This is a genomic window from Treponema sp. JC4, from assembly GCF_000260795.1.
Classification (GTDB): Bacteria; Spirochaetota; Spirochaetia; order Treponematales; family Treponemataceae; genus Treponema_D.
Genome location: NZ_AJGU01000010.1, coordinates 12,413 through 31,165, shown reverse-complemented (window position 1 = coordinate 31,165; position 18,753 = coordinate 12,413). Strand labels below are relative to the sequence as shown.

The 18,753-nt window shown below is 41.7% G+C and carries 15 protein-coding genes and 1 pseudogene; 9 read left to right on the top strand and 7 right to left on the bottom strand.

Annotated features, from left to right (window positions below):
- The first annotated feature begins 138 nt into the window (after positions 1 to 138).
- On the top strand, positions 139 to 1,455 hold the full coding sequence (locus tag MSI_RS06110; RefSeq protein ID WP_009104794.1) for an ATP-binding protein: 1,317 nt from the start codon (positions 139 to 141) through the stop codon (positions 1,453 to 1,455).
- 9 nt (positions 1,456 to 1,464) lie between these two features.
- Here the strand turns inward: MSI_RS06110 and MSI_RS06105 are convergent, their stop codons facing one another.
- Positions 1,465 to 2,529, bottom strand: coding sequence for a sensor histidine kinase (locus MSI_RS06105; RefSeq protein WP_155815510.1), 1,065 nt, complete (start codon positions 2,527 to 2,529; stop codon positions 1,465 to 1,467).
- A gap of 46 nt (positions 2,530 to 2,575) precedes the next feature.
- Here MSI_RS06105 and MSI_RS06100 point away from each other — a divergent pair, with 46 nt between their 5' ends.
- Complete coding sequence (locus MSI_RS06100) at positions 2,576 to 3,208, top strand: hypothetical protein (RefSeq protein WP_009104790.1); 633 nt, start codon at positions 2,576 to 2,578, stop codon at positions 3,206 to 3,208.
- On the opposite strand, the gene MSI_RS06095 is transcribed toward MSI_RS06100, so the two are convergent.
- Positions 3,174 to 3,776 carry a LuxR C-terminal-related transcriptional regulator gene (locus MSI_RS06095; RefSeq protein WP_237706488.1) on the bottom strand — a complete coding sequence of 201 codons (603 nt, stop codon included), beginning with the start codon at positions 3,774 to 3,776 and terminating at the stop codon, positions 3,174 to 3,176. The two genes, MSI_RS06100 and MSI_RS06095, sit on opposite strands and share 35 nt — an antisense overlap.
- Positions 3,777 to 3,909: 133 nt before the next feature.
- On the opposite strand from MSI_RS06095, the gene MSI_RS13910 reads away from it, so the two are divergent.
- The 7 genes from MSI_RS13910 (at position 3,910) to MSI_RS06055 (ending at position 11,363) form a co-directional block, all read left to right on the top strand.
- Entirely contained in the window at positions 3,910 to 5,448 is a 1,539-nt protein-coding gene (locus MSI_RS13910) for an InlB B-repeat-containing protein (RefSeq protein ID WP_009104786.1), read from the top strand.
- Positions 5,449 to 5,557: 109 nt separating this feature from the next.
- Positions 5,558 to 6,220: an Asp-tRNA(Asn)/Glu-tRNA(Gln) amidotransferase subunit GatC gene (locus MSI_RS06085; protein ID WP_009104784.1), complete on the top strand. Its 663-nt coding sequence runs from the start codon at positions 5,558 to 5,560 to the stop codon at positions 6,218 to 6,220.
- Between the two features lie 317 nt (positions 6,221 to 6,537).
- On the top strand, positions 6,538 to 7,383 hold the full coding sequence (locus MSI_RS06080) for a PD-(D/E)XK nuclease family transposase (protein WP_009104782.1): 846 nt from the start codon (positions 6,538 to 6,540) through the stop codon (positions 7,381 to 7,383).
- A gap of 286 nt (positions 7,384 to 7,669) precedes the next feature.
- A complete protein-coding gene (locus MSI_RS06075; RefSeq protein WP_009104778.1) occupies positions 7,670 to 8,515 on the top strand; it encodes a PD-(D/E)XK nuclease family transposase in 846 nt (281 codons plus the stop codon).
- 347 nt (positions 8,516 to 8,862) lie between these two features.
- On the top strand, positions 8,863 to 9,441 hold the full coding sequence (locus MSI_RS06070; RefSeq protein WP_009104776.1) for a type III toxin-antitoxin system ToxN/AbiQ family toxin: 579 nt from the start codon (positions 8,863 to 8,865) through the stop codon (positions 9,439 to 9,441).
- Between the two features lie 334 nt (positions 9,442 to 9,775).
- On the top strand, positions 9,776 to 10,654 hold the full coding sequence (locus MSI_RS06060) for an Rpn family recombination-promoting nuclease/putative transposase (RefSeq protein WP_009104774.1): 879 nt from the start codon (positions 9,776 to 9,778) through the stop codon (positions 10,652 to 10,654).
- Positions 10,655 to 10,772: 118 nt separating this feature from the next.
- The gene (locus tag MSI_RS06055; RefSeq protein ID WP_009104772.1) at positions 10,773 to 11,363 is read left to right on the top strand and encodes a helix-turn-helix domain-containing protein; all 591 of its coding nucleotides are present in this window, start codon (positions 10,773 to 10,775) and stop codon (positions 11,361 to 11,363) included.
- 123 nt (positions 11,364 to 11,486) lie between these two features.
- On the opposite strand, the gene ilvN is transcribed toward MSI_RS06055, so the two are convergent.
- The 5 genes and pseudogenes from ilvN to MSI_RS06030 form a co-directional block, all read right to left on the bottom strand.
- Positions 11,487 to 11,975 (bottom strand): acetolactate synthase small subunit, encoded by a 489-nt coding sequence (gene ilvN / locus MSI_RS06050; RefSeq protein ID WP_009104770.1) that lies wholly within the window; start codon positions 11,973 to 11,975, stop codon positions 11,487 to 11,489.
- An 11-nt stretch (positions 11,976 to 11,986) separates the two neighbouring features.
- Positions 11,987 to 14,491 (bottom strand): bifunctional aspartate kinase/homoserine dehydrogenase I, encoded by a 2,505-nt coding sequence (thrA, locus tag MSI_RS06045; RefSeq protein WP_009104768.1) that lies wholly within the window; start codon positions 14,489 to 14,491, stop codon positions 11,987 to 11,989.
- A gap of 118 nt (positions 14,492 to 14,609) precedes the next feature.
- Positions 14,610 to 15,569: an ABC transporter ATP-binding protein gene (locus MSI_RS06040; RefSeq protein WP_009104766.1), complete on the bottom strand. Its 960-nt coding sequence runs from the start codon at positions 15,567 to 15,569 to the stop codon at positions 14,610 to 14,612.
- Between the two features lies 1 nt (position 15,570).
- Positions 15,571 to 17,622, bottom strand: coding sequence for a dipeptide/oligopeptide/nickel ABC transporter permease/ATP-binding protein (locus tag MSI_RS06035; protein WP_009104764.1), 2,052 nt, complete (start codon positions 17,620 to 17,622; stop codon positions 15,571 to 15,573).
- 9 nt (positions 17,623 to 17,631) lie between these two features.
- Positions 17,632 to 18,733: pseudogene (locus MSI_RS06030) on the bottom strand (ABC transporter permease).
- Positions 18,734 to 18,753 lie beyond the last annotated feature (20 nt).

Genomic DNA, 18,753 nt, shown 5'->3' with positions numbered 1-18,753 from the left:
CAGATGAATACCAAGTTAAACAGCAGCATATAAAATAGTATTAGGAAAAGTGTATATTTTAATTGCGATTTTATAAAGAAAAGTGTATATTTTAACTGTATAATTCCATAGAAAAGTGTATTTTTTTTAGGAGTTTTTATGTACAGAAAAATAAAAAAATTCATTTCAGATTATCTGAAATCAAATACAAAAAAGATACTCATAATTGATGGAGCCCGACAAGTCGGAAAATCATATATAATCCGTGAAACAGGAACAGAACTATTTGAAAATTACATCGAAATCAACCTGCTTGAAGATTCACTTAACAACAGATATTTTGAAAATACAAAAAGCACTGCTGACTTTTATCTTCAACTGAGCATGCTGGCGGGAAATAAGCTTAAAGAAAAAGAAAACACTCTTGTTTTTCTTGATGAAATTCAAGCTTATCCTCATCTACTTACTTTACTGAAATTTCTTAATCAGGAAAATCGTTTTACCTATATTGCAAGCGGTTCGCTTTTAGGCATTACACTTTCACAAACTTCTTCAATTCCAATAGGAAGCATAGAAGTTAAACATATGTATCCAATGGATTTTGAAGAATTCCTCATCGCAAATAATTTTGGTGAAGTTGCAATTTCTTCGCTGAAAGAAAAGTTTACAAACAGGGAGAGTCTTGAAGAAAATCTTCATAAGAATATGCTCTCTTTATTCAAAAAATACCTTCTTTCCGGTGGACTTCCTGATGCGGTAAAAACTTTTATTGAAACAAACAATATCGTTTCTGTTCGTAACATTCAAAATCAGATTCATGAATATTATGGAATGGATGCCTCAAAATATGATTTTGAACATAAGCTTAAAATCAAACGAATTTTTGATATGATTCCATCAAGTCTGGAAAATAAGAAAAAGCGACTTATTGTTCAGGATATTGAAAATAAAAAAGGAAAACGTTTTTCAAACTATCAGGATGAATTTGATTATCTTATAAATGCCGGAATAGCGCTTGAAGTCAAAGCTATTTCAACTCCGGTTTTTCCGCTTGATGAACATTCTGGTAAAAATCTTTTAAAACTTTATCTAAATGATGTAGGCATTCTTTCTTCTATTCTTTACGCAAACAATATCCGTGCAATTTTGGACAGCGAAAAGAATATAAATCTTGGAACTGTATATGAAGCTGTCGTGGCACAGGAATTAAAGGCACATGGAAAAGAGCTTTTTTATTATGACAATAAAGCAAAGGGTGAAGTCGATTATTTAATCAATGATTATGATTCGCTTTCAATCCTGCCTATAGAAGTCAAATCTGGAAAAGATTATTACATACATTCAGCCTTAAATACTTTCTTAAAAAACAAGGATTACAATATCTCAAAGGCAATAGTCTTGTCCAATGAAGGCCAGATTTATACCGATGAAAATGGAATTACATATTTGCCGATTTATTTCGTAATGTTCCTTTAAAAAGCCCCTTTAATAGGGCACAGTAACCGAAACCTGGGTGCCTTCGCCTTCTTCGGTGAAGAAGTTTACCTGGCCGCCAAGGCTTTTGGCGCGGGTCTGGATGTTTTTTAGGCCGAAATGATTTTTCTTTTTGAGGGCGCTTTTTAAGTCGAAGCCTTTTCCGCCGTCTGAAATTATTATTTTAAAATTCTTTTCATCAAAGGTTCTGACCAGCACGCTTATTTTTTCTGCGCCGGAATGTTTTATGGCATTTGAAAGGATTTCCTGCACAATGCGGTAAATGCTCAGATTCTTTTCTTTTGGGAAATTCTTAAAGTCCTGATTGTTTTTTACTTCATTCTGAATACAGAGAATAATTTCAAGACCGCTCTGCTTTTTTAAGACTTCGCAGAGGGAAACAAGGGCTTCAAAAAGACCTTCGTTCAAATCTGTCGGAGTAAGGGCATAGCAGGAGTTACGGACATCGCTTGCAATCTTTTTACAGAGGTTTACGGATTCTTCATTTTTAAGCTGGAACTGCAGCACGCGCAAATCCTGGCAGACAGTATCATGAAGCTCGTTTGAAATACGTTCGCGCTCGGCCTCCTGAGTTTTAATCACCTGGGCAGTATAGGCAAGGTTTTCCTTGCGGCGTCTGTAAGTTACAAGATAGAGAATTAAAAAGACAAGCGACATACCAAGCGTCAGAATAATTACCAGAATCAAAATCCTGTAAGAATAATAAACCTGCTCAAGCTGAAAGCTTACAAGATTTTTCTGAAGTATTTCCCAGCGGCCAACATTTTCTGCAAGTTTCTGTTTATCACCCTTTCTGATGCCGCTGACCAGATTTTCATGAATTTCCTTTGCTTCCGGAAAATAATAAATTACAGTATCAGAGGGCTGGGCCTTCTTTATTTCAATTGCAAGTTCTTCAAGCAGGAGCTGGGCCTCTTCCTCCCCTGCCGCTTCCCATTCCAGCCATTTTTGAGTAAGAGCTTCGGGCATAAGTTTTTCTGTCTGTTTCTGAGCCTTGTGGGCAAAAGCCGAAAAAGAGAATAAAACAAATAAAATAAAGAAGATAAGTTTTTTCATCACTAAAAATATAACACATTCTTCCATATAAATGATATAATAAAGTATGAGTTTTCCCTTTGATTTTTCAAATCGGAAGAGAGTTTTATTTTTTATCCTCAGCATTCTCTGCGGCTTTTTAGATTATATCATCTGTGATTTTGTAGCCTGGGTAAACCATCTGCCGCTTTTTTGTGACACAATTTTTATTATGGCGCTGAGTTTTCTTGCCGGCCCCTGGTGGGGAGTTCTTGCGGGATTTTTCTATCATCTGATTGACTTCAGCCTGAACAGGAGTCTGGAACTTGGACACTGGTTTGTAATCTGCCATTTTCTTGCTGCCCTGACCGCAGGATATTTTAAAATGCTCTTTATCAAAAAAACAGACAGCAGCATGACAATTTTTGTAAAACTGATAGTTTTAAGCCTTGTCCTCTGCCTGGTAATGAGTATTTCCGGCGGAATCATCGGTTACATTCTAAGCTATGTCGAAGCCTACAAGGCCGCAAGCAGCCAGACAGACTTCCTTACCTTCTTATGGGACAATAAATTCGAGTCAAAACTGCTTTTGCAAATCGCCGTCCGCATTCCGGTAAACATTGCAGACCGCTTCATCTGCACCTTTGCGCCTGGGGAGTTTTTCTGCTTGCCCGCCGCCTTCCCTTTTACAAATACCGGCCCAGCTCGTAGCGGTTCTTGACGTTGAACTTGTCGAAGATGCGGGAAACGTAGTTTTCGATGGTGCGTTTGGAAAGTCCCAGGCGTTCGGCAATCAGTTCGTTGGGAAGATGCTCGGAAATTAAATCTAACATTTCGCGCTCTTTTTTGGTCAGGGTGACAAGGATTCCGCTTACATACATCATGTCGGAAATTAAATCTTTCTGGATGTAGGTTTCGCCGCGGGCTACAGCCCGGATTGCATCCAGGATTTCTGAATTGACGGCGCTTTTGGAAATAAAGCCCTTAATTTTGTGCTCCATAGTTTTGAGGATAAAGCCCGCATTGGAAAAAGAAGTGTACATAAGGCACTTTATTCCCTTTTCAACAAGATAATCAGCAGAATCAAAGCCGCTTTCGTTATCAAGCTTTATGTCCAGCATAGCAATTGTATTTTCTAATTCCTGTGGACTTTTTGCTTCAATAAGAGGAATGAGTTCTGCTTTTGTCTTACAGAAGTGGCTCAGTCTTATATCTTTAGTCTCTGCAAATATGCTTCTAAGCCCCAGGCTTATCATTTCGTGGTCATCTAGGCTGATTATTTCAATCATACGATTATTGTAATTCATAAGTCTGCAAAAATATATAGAGTTAACTCACAAAAAAAAGTGAGTTTTCACTGAATACAGGGGAAAAGGGCGGTGCTATACTAAGAATAATTTTATTTTCTTAGGAGAAAAATTGATGAAAAAACTTACAAAATCTCTTCTTCTGCTGGCGGCTCTGGCAATGGGCTTTGCCTTTACTTCCTGCCAGCAGGATTCAGGAGATGACACAACTTATTACACCGTAACCTTCAATTCAAATGGCGGAACAGATGTTACAAGCCAGAAGATTGAAAGCGGAAAGAAGGCTTCTAAACCTGACAACCCGACAAAAACTGCAACAGCAGCCAACACTTACACCTTTGACAATTGGTATACGTCAGAAGACGAAGGCGCTACTCTTTCTGATACAGCCTTTGATTTTGACACAGCCATTACAAAGGACATTACCCTTTATGCAAAATGGGCAGAAAATGCAGTTACACACACAGTAACTTTTGATACAAAAGGCGGAAACACCACAGTTACAAGCCAAAATATAATTCATGGGAACAAGGCAACACGCCCAACAAACCCAGCAAAAGATGCGACAGAAAGTATGACCTACACCTTTGACAACTGGTATACTTCAGAAGACGAAGGCACAACACTCTCTGATACAGCATTTGATTTTAATACAGCAATTACAAGTGATATTAAACTTTTCGCAAAGTGGACAGAAAGTACTGCTACATACACAGTTTCCTTCAACACAAACGGTGGAACACCTGCAAACATTGACTCGCAGGAAATCGAATATGGTAAAACAGCTACAAAACCTGCCGACCCGACAAAAGAAGGAAGCGCTTTCAAAGGCTGGTTTGTCAGAGATACTGAATTTGACTTTACAACACCAATTACAGGAACTATCGAAATTACTGCAAAATGGTTTGTTGGATCAAAAAAGCCAGATGCCCAGAAAGCAGTTGGCGACATTGTATTTACTGACGGCTCAGCCACACCATATACCTCAGACCTTACACTTACCGACGAACAGAAAGAAAAATCAATTGCCATTATTTATAAGGTTGATGCTTCTAAAACTTATGGGGTAGGAATCTTGCAGAATAAGGTTGGTTTAGAATTGTTTACACATTCATCGCAATTGGTTATAGATGACGCTTTTGGTAATGTGCGTAATGTCGAATCTATAGTGTGTAACTGTAATTATGATAATGGAACATTTACTGGTGATACTGATGGAAGTGATAATTTGGCGGAGATTAAAGCTTTTCTTGAAGAAAATGAAGACACAGTGGACGACACAGACGATTTAACACACTATCCGGCATTTGAATTTGCAATTAATTACAAAGATAAAGAAGGCAGTCATGTTAAAAACACAGATTTTGAAGACGGCTGGTATATACCGTCTCTTCCAGAACTTTATGATATTTGGACAAAGAAGTCTACTGTAAATGAAGCCTGTAAATTATGTACCGGAAAAAGTCTTGAAGATGATGCGATGCCAGCAGATGATAATGAATGTGAAGCTGGTTACTTATCATCAACGTTAGATAGCCGTGGAAACGGACAATATATCAAATTTGAAGAGGATAATGTGAATGAAGCTTTGAGGGAGGGTGTTTATGTATGTAACTGGTCAACAAACGTTTGTTGTATCAGGGTTTTTAACTAAAAAATAAAACTAAATTAGGGGCTGCAGTACCTGTGGTCCCGCCCCGCCGGTGGCACGAAGTGACGACGGCGGGGGAACGCAAAGGCAAAAAAAGATGGAGTAAAAAACTATGGAATATTCAGTCAACGAAAAAAGAGATTCAATATTTGTTCAACAGTTTTTGGAAAAATACCTGTCACTTGGATTTGGGGTGCTTCCAAAATCAGAGATAGATACTCTTGTTTTTTCATTGATTACAGATTTGGGTTATATAGATTCCTCCATGAGGGAAAACGAAATTGAAAACGAACTTCATATTACAGAAACAAAACTTTCTGCGCTAAGACTGGCGGCAAATGCCAGAGCAAAAAAGCCTCAATCTGTGGAAGAATCTATAGCAGAACTAAAAACAAGAATTTCAAACGGAAGCATAAAGATTTATTTGCAAAAAGATAATAAAAATGTTTTGCTAAGTGTGCCTTATCCACATATAAAAAAGAATCTGGCTAATGCCGCTGAGGAAATAACCGGCTACCCTGCCGATAACTATCTTAACAGCCGTAAGGTTGAGATGCCGATTTCCGTATTCTGTGCAGTTCTTTACAAAAATGATGAGACTGCAAAAGATGAGTTCATAAAATCGGCAAAAAAAGATGTAAAAGATGCTGCAAAAATTGATGAGATTACAAAAAGCGGTAAATCCCCTTTAGAAATAGTTGAGAATATTTTGGCTGCCACAAGCAATCTTTCTACTATCGCTCAGTTATTACCTGCATTTGGCATAATTAAATAAATTCCTGTTAAATGCGTTAGGGCATGAAGCGGTGCGAAGCAGTCTGCGTCAGCAGACCGGCCGCCAGGCAAGCCGCGTAACGCCCGCCCCCGCCGCCCCGCGGCGGGGAACGCCCAGATGAGAAAAAAAAATTAAAGCAAATAGCCGAGAAAACGCAAGGCAGGCGGATGCGCACATTTTTTTTAATCTTAAATATTTACATACCTATAATACTTTATAGGATTTATTAAAATTTTCTTCAAAATTTTCTAAGATTTTTTCTTGATTCATTTCCGAATTTTTGCTGTCTGCGCCTAGTGTATGGTGGAGGCAGAAAAATGCAAGAGACAGTTTTTGATAACATTAACCCGGCGGTGCTGGAGAGGGTTCGGAATTTACGACTTATCGATGATGAGCTTATGACAGTAGTGTTCAGCGGAGATAAAAAGGCTACGGAATTGCTGATAAGAATTCTACTTAACCGGAACGACCTTACTGTGACGAAATCTATGACGCAGGTTGAAAAGCATAATCTGTTTGGGCGCTCGGTAAAACTGGATGTAGTAGCGGAGGATATTTTTAAAACTGAATACAATATTGAAATCCAAAGAGCAGATGAAGGTGCGGATCCTAGAAGAATTCGTTATCATCAGGCAATGCTTGATAGTCATACACTCAATAGAAGTCAAAAATTTAAGGACTTACCAAATCTGTATATTATATTCATTCTGGAACACGATATGTTTGAAAGAGGACAGGCCGTTTATCATGTAAACAAAACACTCGATATCAAAGACGAGGACGGCAAATATTTGCCATTTGATGACGGCTGTAATATAATGTACATTAATGGTGATTATCGGGGTGATACCCCGCTTGGCAAATTAATGCATGATTTTTCAACGTCAAACGCCGATGATATGTATTTTGATGAACTTGCTTCAAAAGTAAGATTTCATAAACAGGATGAGCAAGGAGTCCAAATGGCAAGTAAAATTGTAGAAGAGTATGGCGATATTCGTGAAGCCGAGGGATTTAAACAGGGCGAAGAAAAGAAAGCCATAGAAGCCGCAACAAATCTCCTGAAAATGAAGCTGCTAACTGTTGAACAAATTGCGCAGGCACAGGGGCTGCCGGTAGAAAAGGTTATTGAACTTAAGGCTCAGATTGAAGCTGGGAAGTAAGAACTGCGTGAGGGATTGTAGGTTCAGCCCGTAAGGGCTGTTCCGGAGCGGCGGTGGTTTACCACCAGAGTGAAGGAATGAAGGCGAAAGCCGGAACACCGAAAAGCCCGACCGCTTGCGGAACAAAGTGGAGCAAGCGGGCACGCCCGGATAAATCACACAATATTTACACATCTATAATACTTTATAGTCTTTATTAAAATTTTCTTCTAAATTTTGAATTTTTTTTCTTGATTCATTTCCGAATTTTTGCTGTCTGCGCCTAGTGTATGGTGGAGGCAGAAAAATGCAAGAGACAGTTTTTGATAACATTAACCCGGCGGTGCTGGAGAGGGTTCGGAATTTACGACTTATCGATGATGAGCTTATGACGGTTGTTTTCAGCGGAGATAAAAAGGCTACGGAATTGCTGATAAGAATTCTACTTAACCGAAACGACCTTACTGTGACGAAATCTATGACGCAGGTTGAAAAGCATAATCTGTTTGGGCGCTCGGTGAAGCTGGATGTTGTGGCGGAAGATATTTTTAAGACTGAATACAATATTGAAATTCAGAGGGTAAAGAAAGGGGCTGGAGGACGTCGAATAAGGTATCATCAGGCAATGTTGGATAGTCATACGTTGAAAAATAATGACAGATTTGAGGATTTGCCAAATTTGTATATTATATTTATTTTGGAGCATGACTTATTTTGTAAAGGGAAACCTGTTTATTGCGTGAACAAGATTCTAGATATCAAAGATGAGGACGGCAAGTATTTGCCATTTGATGACGGCTGTAATATAATGTACGTCAACGGCGACTATAGAGGCGATAACCCGCTCGGCAAATTAATGCACGATTTTTCAGCCGTGAACGCCGATGAAATGTATTTCGAAGAGCTTGCCCAGAAGGTTAAGTTCCACAAACAGGATGAACAGGGGGTACAAATGGCAAGTCAGATTGTAGAAGAATATGGCGATATACGTGAGGCTGAGGGATTCAAACAGGGCGAAGAAAAGAAAGCCATTGAAGCCGCAACAAATCTCCTTAAAATGAAGCTAGGTACTGTTGAGCAAATTGCACAGGCTCAGGGGCTGACTGTAGAAAAGGTTCTTGAACTTAAAATGCAGATTGAAGCTGGGAAGTAAAAACTGCGCAAGGGATTGTAGCCGCGCCGAAGGCGGCCACCGCAAGCGACCGAACAACGTGAGGGAGTGCGGAGGCTGGAGCGAAAGCGGAACGACGAAAAGCCCGACCGCCTGCCGCAGGCAGGCGGATGCGGCCAGATGAGAGAAAAAATACTTCCTGTTACTCTGCGGGAAGTTTATATTTTTAAAGGAAGAAAAAAGATACTTTTTTTTCTTGACGACAATATTATTATATAGTATATTCTAATCAGAAGGTCTCCATTAACCTTCGGTTTCAATCCGTAAAGAGATGAACTTTAAGAAAGACCGTCCGATTTTCGGGCGGTCTTAGTTTTTTAGGAATATGTATGTTTAAATTAAAAGATAAATTGACTTTTATAAATATAAATCAAGAATATCTTAAATATCTTCATGAACATTGCTCTGAAGTTTACTATAAATCCATTGGATATGATAATAAACCATATCTTGGAATCTTAATTAATGAAGATAAGAATCAGTATGTTATTCCGATTTCATCTGCAAAAGAAAAACATAGATCATGGAGAAATACAGATACTGACAGATTTTTGGTTTATGAAAATTGTCAGAAAGCAAATCTTTCCGAAAATGCAGTTTATAAAGAAAATCCGGATGGTTCGGTAAAACATATACTTTCTGTTATTGATTTGAAAAAAATGCTTCCGATAAAAGAAGGTTTATATTCAAAAGTTGATTTAAGACAAAAAATGAATGACTCGACAGATGTTAGAAATTATAAAAATCTTATGAATAAAGAGTTTACATTTTGTGTAAAAATCTTACCGCAAATAATTTCTAAGGCAAATAAACTTTATGATAAACAGATGGAAACAGGAAAAATCGCTAAATTTTGTTCTGATTTCAAATTGTTGGAAAGTCTTTGTTTTAAGTATAAAGAAAAATAGTTGCGGGCATGCACTGAAATATATAAAGCTTATCGCCATCAGCCTCATAGACAAGGGATAGAAGCAACACCGAAGGTGGCCACCGCAGGGCACAAAGTGACCGAGGAGGCTGGAGCGAAAGCGGAATTGCGGATAGCCCGACCGCCTGCGGAACAAAGTGGAGCAAGCGGGCACGCCCGGATTTTCCACACCATATTTACATACATATAATACTTTATAGTCTTTATTAAAATTTTCTTCTAAATTTTCTAAGATTTTTTCCGAATTTTTGTCAAATTTGCAAAGTCAGGGCCATATTAACTGTAGAGAGTTAATATTAAAATTTGGAGAAAATATGACTGACAAAATCACAATTTATGACAAAAAGCCGGTGGATAAACTGACTTTCGCCGACGACGGAATGTTTCAGGAAGTTATGCGTTATCCTGAAATAAGTGCTGAGCTTGTAGAAAGGCTTCTGCACATTAAAGTAGGACACGTTGAATATCCAGAGCTTGAAAAAGCAATTAAGCCTTTTTACACGACGAAGGGTGTCCGCCTTGATGTTTACCTGAAAGACGATGACAAAATTATCGATGTTGAATTGCAGTGCTATCCCCAGGAAGCATTAGGTAAACGTACGCGATATTACCAGTCGATGATTGATATGGACAGTCTTATGAAAGGTCAGGATTATCCGGAATTGAAGGAAAGTTACATTCTTTTTATCTGCAAGCAGGATCCTTTCTTTATTGATGAAGAGAAAAAGATTCCTTACGGCCTTCCCTGTTACACCTTTCAGAATGTCTGCAAGGAAAATGCCCGGGTTAATTTGAATGACAAAAGTCTCACTGTGATTTATAATGCAAGTGCATATGAATCAGAAAAGGATGAAAAAATAAAAGCCTTTCTGCATTTTATAAGCACGAATGAGCCGGGAAAAGATGATTTTACCAACCGTCTTTCAAAGCTTGTCGAGAAAATCAAGGATAACGAGAAATTCAGGAGTGATTACGCCGCTATGAATTTACATGATAGAGACATTCAACGAGCCGCCAGAAAAGAAGGAATGGAAGAAGGCCTCGTTCAGGGCGCTCAGCAAAAAGCCATTGAAGCCGCAACAAATCTCCTGAAAATGAAGCTGCTAACTTTTGAACAAATCGCAGAGGCCCAGGGGCTGCCGGTAGAAAAGGTTATTGAGCTTAAAACGCAGATTGAAGCTGAAAAGAAATAATTCCTGATACAAATCATATCCTCCTTCTCTACCACGCGTAGGTAGCGTCTGTACGCCTGCCGTGCTAAACTTTTTTCATACCGTACGGAAAATATGAGAGAGTTTAAGAGGTAGCATTATGACAAACAATTACATAACAGGGGCTGTAATAAAAGAGCTTCGTGAAAAAAAGGGGCTGACTCAGGAAGAGCTGGCGGAAAAGATTTTTGTTACAAGTAAGGCGGTGAGCAAATGGGAAACCGGGCGGGGCTTTCCGGATATCAGTCTTGTGGAAGGACTTTCTAAGGCGCTTGATATTTCTGTAATTGAACTGCTTTCGGGGGACTGCATTCAGAACAAAAACCGGGCTTGTAACATGACTAAAAGCAAGATTTATGTCTGCCCGGTTTGCGGCAACGTGATTTTTTCTTCCGGGGAAGCGGTGGTAAGCTGCTGCGGGATAAGGCTGCCTGCCCAGGAGGCTGAGGCGTCACCTGCCGGCGCCCACCAGATTTCAATTGAAATTATAGAAGACGAATACTACGTTAGCCTGCCCCACCCTATGACAAAGGAACATTACATTTCCTTCATAGCGGCGGCTGGAGCAGACAGCATTCAGCTGACAAAGCTCTACCCCGAGCAGAACGCTGAGGCCCGCTTTAAGATTGCAGGCGTTCAGAAGATTTACGCTTATTGTAATAAGGATGGGCTCTTTGAAGTAAAAGTATAAAAAAAAAGGCTTCCGTGCTGAACGGAAGCTCTTCGCAAAATTCCCATGAACTTGCACGCCAGTGCAAGTTAAGCGATGGTACAGTGCATTCGGAAGTTGTAAGAAGTCCTTACAACCATCGCATTACATTATTGTTGACCCGCGGTCCATTGCAGTAAGACCGGTCTTTACGTATTCCAGGATTCCGTAAGGTTCCAGAAGTCTTACCAGGCTGTCGATTTTGTCTTCGCTTCCTGTTGCTTCTACGATTACGGAATCAATTCCTACGTCAACAATGTGAGCGCGGAAGATTTCGCAGGTTTCGATGATAACGGCGCGGTTTGTGCCTTCGGCTTTTACCTTAATCAAAGCCATTTCGCGCTGGGTTGAAGAAGATTTTTCGCATTTTTTGATAGAAATAACTTCTACAAGCTTTGCAAGCTGCTTCTGAATCTGCTCAAGAATGTACTCATCACCGTTTACAACGATTGTCATGCGCGACTGTCCCGGCTTGTTTGTCTCACAAACTGTAAGGGAATCGATATTATATCCACGGCGGCTGAAAAGACCAGAAACACGGCTAAGTACACCGGCGTGGTTTTCTACTAAAACAGAAAGTACGAACTTATTCATAAAAAATCTCCTTATCTTTCAGGATTAAAAGAAACTGTGCGCAGGATGTCACCGAATACACCGGCAGCAGTTACTCCGGCACCGGCACCGTATCCGCGGACTGTAAGAGGAATCGGCTGATAGCGCTCTGTGTAGAATACAAAAGCGTTTTCACCGCCGCGTACTCCGTAGAGAGGATCATCCTGACCGACTTCCATCATTCCAACGCTTGCTTTTCCATCTTTTATTGTAGCACCCATTCGCAAAACTTTGCCAGCTTTTTTTAGGTCGGCAATCTTTTTTGCAAAGTAATCATCAACTTCTGGAAGCTTCTTGAGGAACTCTTCAACAGTTCCGGTTGAATCAAAGCTGTCTGGGAAAACCTTGTACAAAGTGATGTCGTCAAGCTCGATGTCATAGCCTGATTCGCGGGCAATAATAAGAGCCTTGCGTGCAACGTCCATTCCGTTCAAGTCATCACGAGGATCAGGTTCTGTGTAGCGGAGCTCTTTTGCTTCCAAAACAGCCTTGCTGAAAGGAACACCTTCGTCCAGTTTTCCAAAGATATAAGAAAGAGAACCAGACATAATTCCGTTGAAGCTGGAAAGCTTATCGCCAGATTTATAGAGGTTCTGCAAAGTATCGATGATTGGAAGACCTGCACCTACGTTTGTTTCGTAGAGGAAGCGGCGGTGCATCTTGTTTGCTGTGCGGCGAAGCTCGTGGTAGAACTCAATGTTCTTAGAGTTTGCGCGCTTGTTTGGAGTTGCAATGCTCATTCCTGCATTCAAAATGTCCAGATAGCGGTCCGGCAAATCGTAAGAAGCAGTACAGTCAACAAAAACAGGATTCAGAGGCTTCTTTTCTTTTACAAAGCTGATAATCTGTTCAACGTTTGCATCAGAATTGAATGGGAATTCCGGATTTTTCATCTGGTCGCGCCAGTTAGAAAGGTCAATTCCGTCCTCGTTCAAAATCATTCCGTCAATTGTTGTGATTGCAAGAACTTTAATGTCTACGTTTTCGCTCAAAAGCTTATCGTGCTGCTGGTAAATCTGGTCGATTAAAGTACCACCGATTGTTCCCGCACCAAAAGCAAAAACTTCAATACTCTGAGCTGTGTGGAAGAAGAAGCGGTGTACAGCCTTAACAGCTGTGTCGGTAAATTCGCCGCTGATAACAGCAGAAATACAGCGTTCGCTTGAACCCTGTGCCAGAGCGATGATGTTGATATCCTGAGAAGAAAGAGCGTTTGTAAACTTAGAAGCAACACCACGGTTTTTAATCATGCCGTCGCCGACAACGCTTACAATTGAACAGTCTTTGATAACTTCAATTTCGTCAATAATGCGTTCGCGGATTTCAAGTTCAAACTCTTTTGCAACTGCATCGCGTACTGTGTCTACTTCGCTGTCACGTACGCAGAAGGAAATTGTATATTCAGAAGAAGACTGAGTAATCAAAAGGATAGAAGAACCGGCAGAAGATACGGCGTTGAAAACGCGGCTTGCCATTCCTGTACGTCCACGCATTGCAGTTCCGCCAACGCTTACCATAGAAACGTGCTTCAAAGAAGAAATACCGCAGATGCTGAATTTTTTGCGGCTTTCAAAAGGACCTTTTCCGATTCTTGTACCGCGGGCAGAAGGATTGTGGCTGTTCAAAGACCAGGCTTCAATTCCCTTTGCCTGTAAAGGTGCCAGAGTTTTTGGGTGAAGAACCTTAGAACCAAAGAAAGAAAGCTCCATAGCCTCTTCGTAGCTCATATCATCAACTAAGATTGCATCTTTTACAACGCGAGGGTCAGCAGTGTAAACACCGTCAACATCAGTCCAGAACTCAACGCGTTTTACGCCAAAGCAGGTTCCGATGATTGCGGCAGAAAAGTCTGAACCGTTGCGGCCCAGCAAGCCCATTACAGGTGATGCTCCGCTACCCTTAATCCATGAGCAGATAAAGCCCGGGAACAAAAGAATGCGGGTCTGGCTGTTTGATTCGCCGTCGCGGAAAGGTCTGCAGGCTTCGGCAGAACGACCGTAATCAGCCTCACCTTCCTTCTGGTTTCCGTTTGTAAATACGTATTTGCGGGAATCCAGCAGCATTACGCTCTGGTCTTTTGCTCGCAAAACCGCTTCCATAATCGGAGCAGAACAAAGTTCACCCATACCCATAATGCGACAGTGAACAGTATCAGGACATTCGCCGAAAGAGCCGACGCCCGCAAGAAGTTTTTCCAGTTCATCAAAGTTAGGCTGAAGAGAAGCAAGAACTTTTTCTGCATCAAAGCCCTTCAATTTAGACTGAAGTTCAAAACAGATTTCTTCGTGGATTTTCTTAATGTCAAAAACGAATGTCCCGGCAGGGGTCCCGGTGGTACAACCGTCAATTGCAGCCTGAAGCGCATTAGAAACACCAGCTGCGGCACTGACAACAACGCTGAGTCTGTCTTCTTTTGCACGATTAATAATAATGTCCGCAGACGAAAGGATGCGGCGGGCATTTGCCATAGATGTTCCGCCAAATTTCAATGTAATCATATTGTACCCCTGTTTTCCGTCATGCCCTGAACAATGCGCTCTTAAGTATGACGAAAGTTCTTAAATATTTTTGTAAGTATATAGAAAAAACGAAGATTTCTCAATCAGTCACTATCAGCTAGTCCAAAAAACATCTTACTCTGTGACCTTCTTCCAGCTGGCGGAATTGAGGAAGTTCTGAACTGCAGCGGTCACTAGCATGTGGGCAGCGGTAGGCAAATGGACAGCAGTTTTCCTTTTCAAGAGTTGTTTTTACTTCCTTATTAGAAGAAGAAAGTTCCCCTTTTGCACCGTTGAAAAGCAGTTTTGTGTAGGGATGTGCTGCGTTTTTGTACAAATCAGCAGCAGGAGCTTCTTCCACCAGTACACCTCGGTACATTACGCCTATTTTGTCACAGAAGTAGCAGGCAACTTTCAAGTCATGGGTAATAAAAACGTAGGTAAGATTTCGGGCTGCCTTAAGGTCACTCAAAAGATTGATAATCTGCCCCTGAATTGAAACATCAAGGGCGCTTACAACTTCGTCGCAGAGAATAAGGCGGGGATTCATAATAAGGCCGCGGGCAATAGAGATTCTCTGGCGCTGACCGCCGGAAAACTCTGCGGGGCGGCGGAATAAATCTTCGCCCTTTAAGCCAACTTCCTTAATGATTGTTTCTGCCCGCTCAAGGGCTTCTTTTTTGCCCTGCCAGAGAGAAGAATATCGCAGCCCTGCCGTAATTACGTCAAAAACCGACATTCGTGGATTTAGCGAGCGCGCCGGATCCTGAAAGATATATTTTACCTCTTCACGATAGCGGGAAAGTTCCTTTTTATTCAGGGCAGCAAGAGAAAGCTTTTCTCCACTTTCCGGGTAATAAAAAATCTCGCCCCCTGTCTGGCGGTAAAGCTGAATAAGCATTTTTGCAGTGGTAGTTTTTCCACAGCCTGATTCGCCTACAATTCCGTAAGTTGTACCCCGTTCAACATCAAAAGAAAGGTCGTTCACCGCATAAACATTCTGTTTGTTCTTTGCAAAAAAGCCTGCTTCCAGGTTAAACTGCTTATATAGATTTTTTACTTCGATTATATTTTCCATATTAGTTTTCCCCCGAAAGTTCAGAGCCTTGCTGATCTGCGAGTTGGTTGAGTTTTACCCGCTCTTCATCGCTGATTGACTGCATGCGGCTTTGGCTATAATGACTTCCAAACTGAGGAACAGCGCCAACCAGAGCCTTTGTGTAAGGGTGCTTTGGATTTTTAAGCACATCCGCAGGCTTTCCGCTTTCCATGATTTTTCCCCGGTACATTACGGCAATGCGGTCAGAAATCTGAGCCACAAGGTCAATATTATGGCTAATGAATATAATAGAAAGATTTCGTTCTTTTTTAAGTCGCAGTAAAAGCGAAACAATCTGAGCCTGAATCGTAACATCCAGGGCTGTTGTAGGCTCGTCTGCAATTAAAAGTTCGCAGTTCTGGGCAAGGGCCAGTGCAATTCCGATTCTCTGAAGCTGGCCGCCAGAGAACTGATGAGGAAAGGCTGTAAGGCGGGATGCAGGTTCCGGGATTCCAACTTCGGCAAGCAGGTCTGCGGCCTTTTTGTAAGCCTCTTCTTTTGTAATTTCAGGCTGGAGAATGCGGTAAGTTTCCCAGAAAACGCTTCCAATATTCTGCAGCGGGTCAAAACTTCTTCCAGGTTCCTGAAAGATTAAGCTGATTTTCTGCCCGCGGTATTGTCGAAGTTCTGCCTGAGAAAGCTTCATTAAATCTACCCCATTGTAAAAAATAGAACCGCGGGCAGAAGCGTTGCGAGGCAAAAGTCCCGGGATTGCAGTTGTACTTACAGATTTTCCGCTTCCAGACTCTCCTACAATGCCAAGGATTTCTCCGCGGTGAAGTTCAAAGCTGACACCTCGGGCGGCCTCAACAGGAACAAACTCGGTGCCTTGAAGGACATCGAAAGTGACGTGGAGGTTTTGTACGCTAAGTAGCGGGGGCGTTGCGGGGGCGGTTTCCGTCGTAATCACATCTCCATCATCAGTGCCGTTAACGGAAACCTCAGCAGCCTGCTTCGCATTCTGCTGACATTTAAATTTTCGCTTAGAGAAGACCGCATTATAAGGGTCAAAGAAATCTCGCAGCGCGTCGCCGATAAAATTAAAGGCAAGGGTAACCAGCAGCAGCATAAGAACCGGGTACAAAAGCCATGGGAAATTCTTGAGGTTAGAAAGGGTGGAAATGTCGCGGTTGATAAGGCTACCCCAGCTTACGGCAGGGTCGGCAATTCCAAGGCCCAGGTAAGAAAGGGTCGTTTCGCTCATAATAAAGCCCGGAATGCTGAGGGCGGTACTTACAATCAAAAGGCTGGCAGTCTGCGGAATTATATGGCGGAAAATTACGACCACAGAAGGAACGCCTTCCAGTGCTGCATCTACGACAAACTCCTCGCGCTTAACGGCGTGGACTATACCGCGGATTGTACGGGCAGAACCAGGCCAGCCGACCAAGGCAAGAATCAGGGTGATTATCATGTAGGAAGTGCCGGTGTCCATTTTTGCATTCAAAAGTGAGCGCAAAAAGAGAATAAAATAAAGCGACGGAATCAGCATAAAAAACTCGGAAAGTCGCATGATGCTCCAGTCGGTAGCGCCACCAAAATAGCCGGAAATGCCGCCAAGCAGAACCGCAAGCAGGAGGGAGACAGCTGTTGCAACAAAACCAATCGTAAGAGAAATTCGGCTTCCGTAAACTATGCGGGAAAAAAGGTCGCGGCCAAGGTTATCGGCACCAAAAAGGTAAACCGGATAGCCGTCTTTGCAGCCAAAAAGGTGGCGGCGGCAGGGAATAAGGCCCAGAAGCTTGTAAGGCTGGCCTTTTACAAAAAAAACCAGCTTGTGAATATATTCGGCATTTCGCACGCGGGCATAGTCCCAGGTAATCTGATTAATTACACGGTATTCACGGACTTTTGGACCCTGCAGGGTAAGCTGAACGTTTGCGGGATGATAAGAATTCTGTTCCCAGGAAAAAGTTGCCGGATAAGGGGCAAAAAATTCCGCAAAAATCATTACAAAATATACCAGGGCAAGAAAAACAAGCGAAATAAGGGCAAGACGACGAACCTGCAAAAAATCAAAAAACTTTTTCATATACTCCCCCTACTCTTTTCCGTATCTGATTCTTGGATCCACAAGGGCAAGAAGAATGTCGCTTATAATCATGCCAATTAAAACAAGGGCAGAAATAAACATAGAGTTTGCAAGTACAAGATTGATATCCTGTTGCATTACAGCCTCGTACATAAGGCGTCCGATTCCAGGATATGCAAAAATAATTTCCAGAACCAGAGAGCCGCTGAAAAGCGAGGCAAGAAGGTTTGCACTTCCCGTAATATAAGGATTTAGCGTATTGCGGAAGGCATGATTAAGATAAACCCTGCGCTCACTGATTCCCCGGGCACGCAGGGCAAAAATATAAGGCATACCCATCTGGTCAAGCATTGTTGCGCGGATCATTCGCATTGTGCCGCCAACCCCGCCTACAAAAGAAACCAAAAGCGGCAGAAAAATGTGGTGCGCATAGCTGAAAGTAAAACGCATAGGCGCGTCAGCAAAAGAAAAATCAGGATAGGCAGTAACCGGGAAGATTCCAGTAACTGCAGCAAAAAGCTGGGCTAAAATTAAAAGCAGCAGCCCCGGAAAGGCGTGAAAAAAAAGGGCAAAAAAAGTAACGGCAGTATCAACGTTAGTTCCCGCCTTGCTTAGAAAAATAAACTCCCAGCATAAAAGAAAAAAGCGTAATAAAAACAAGGGAAATCAGATTTAACAAAACTGAATTCCAGATTCGACTGCGGATTAAAAAACTTACAGGAGCCCGCGAAATAAGGCTGGTTCCTAAATCGTGATGGACGATAACGCGGTTCAGCCACTTTGCATACTGAACGTAAAAAGGCTTATCCAGTCCGAATTCCGCCCTCAGCTGAGCCATCTGCTTTTCGTTCATCAGTAAATCATCTTCAGATTTTGATCCGCTTTTTTTAGGACTGTTTTCCATACTGGACATAATCTGCTGACTCATCATCTGATCAACGATATCCCCCGGCGCCAGTTCCATAAGGCCAAAAAGCGAAAAGCCCAGCAGAAATAGCAGAACCAGCATTGTAATAAGGCGCCCTGTTATAAAGGCTGCCATAGGAGCCTTTGCTTTATAGGCCACCCAGGGTCTTTTTATCTGGTAAAGTGATTTTTTAATTATATTCATGCCCCACCCGTACTTTTTAT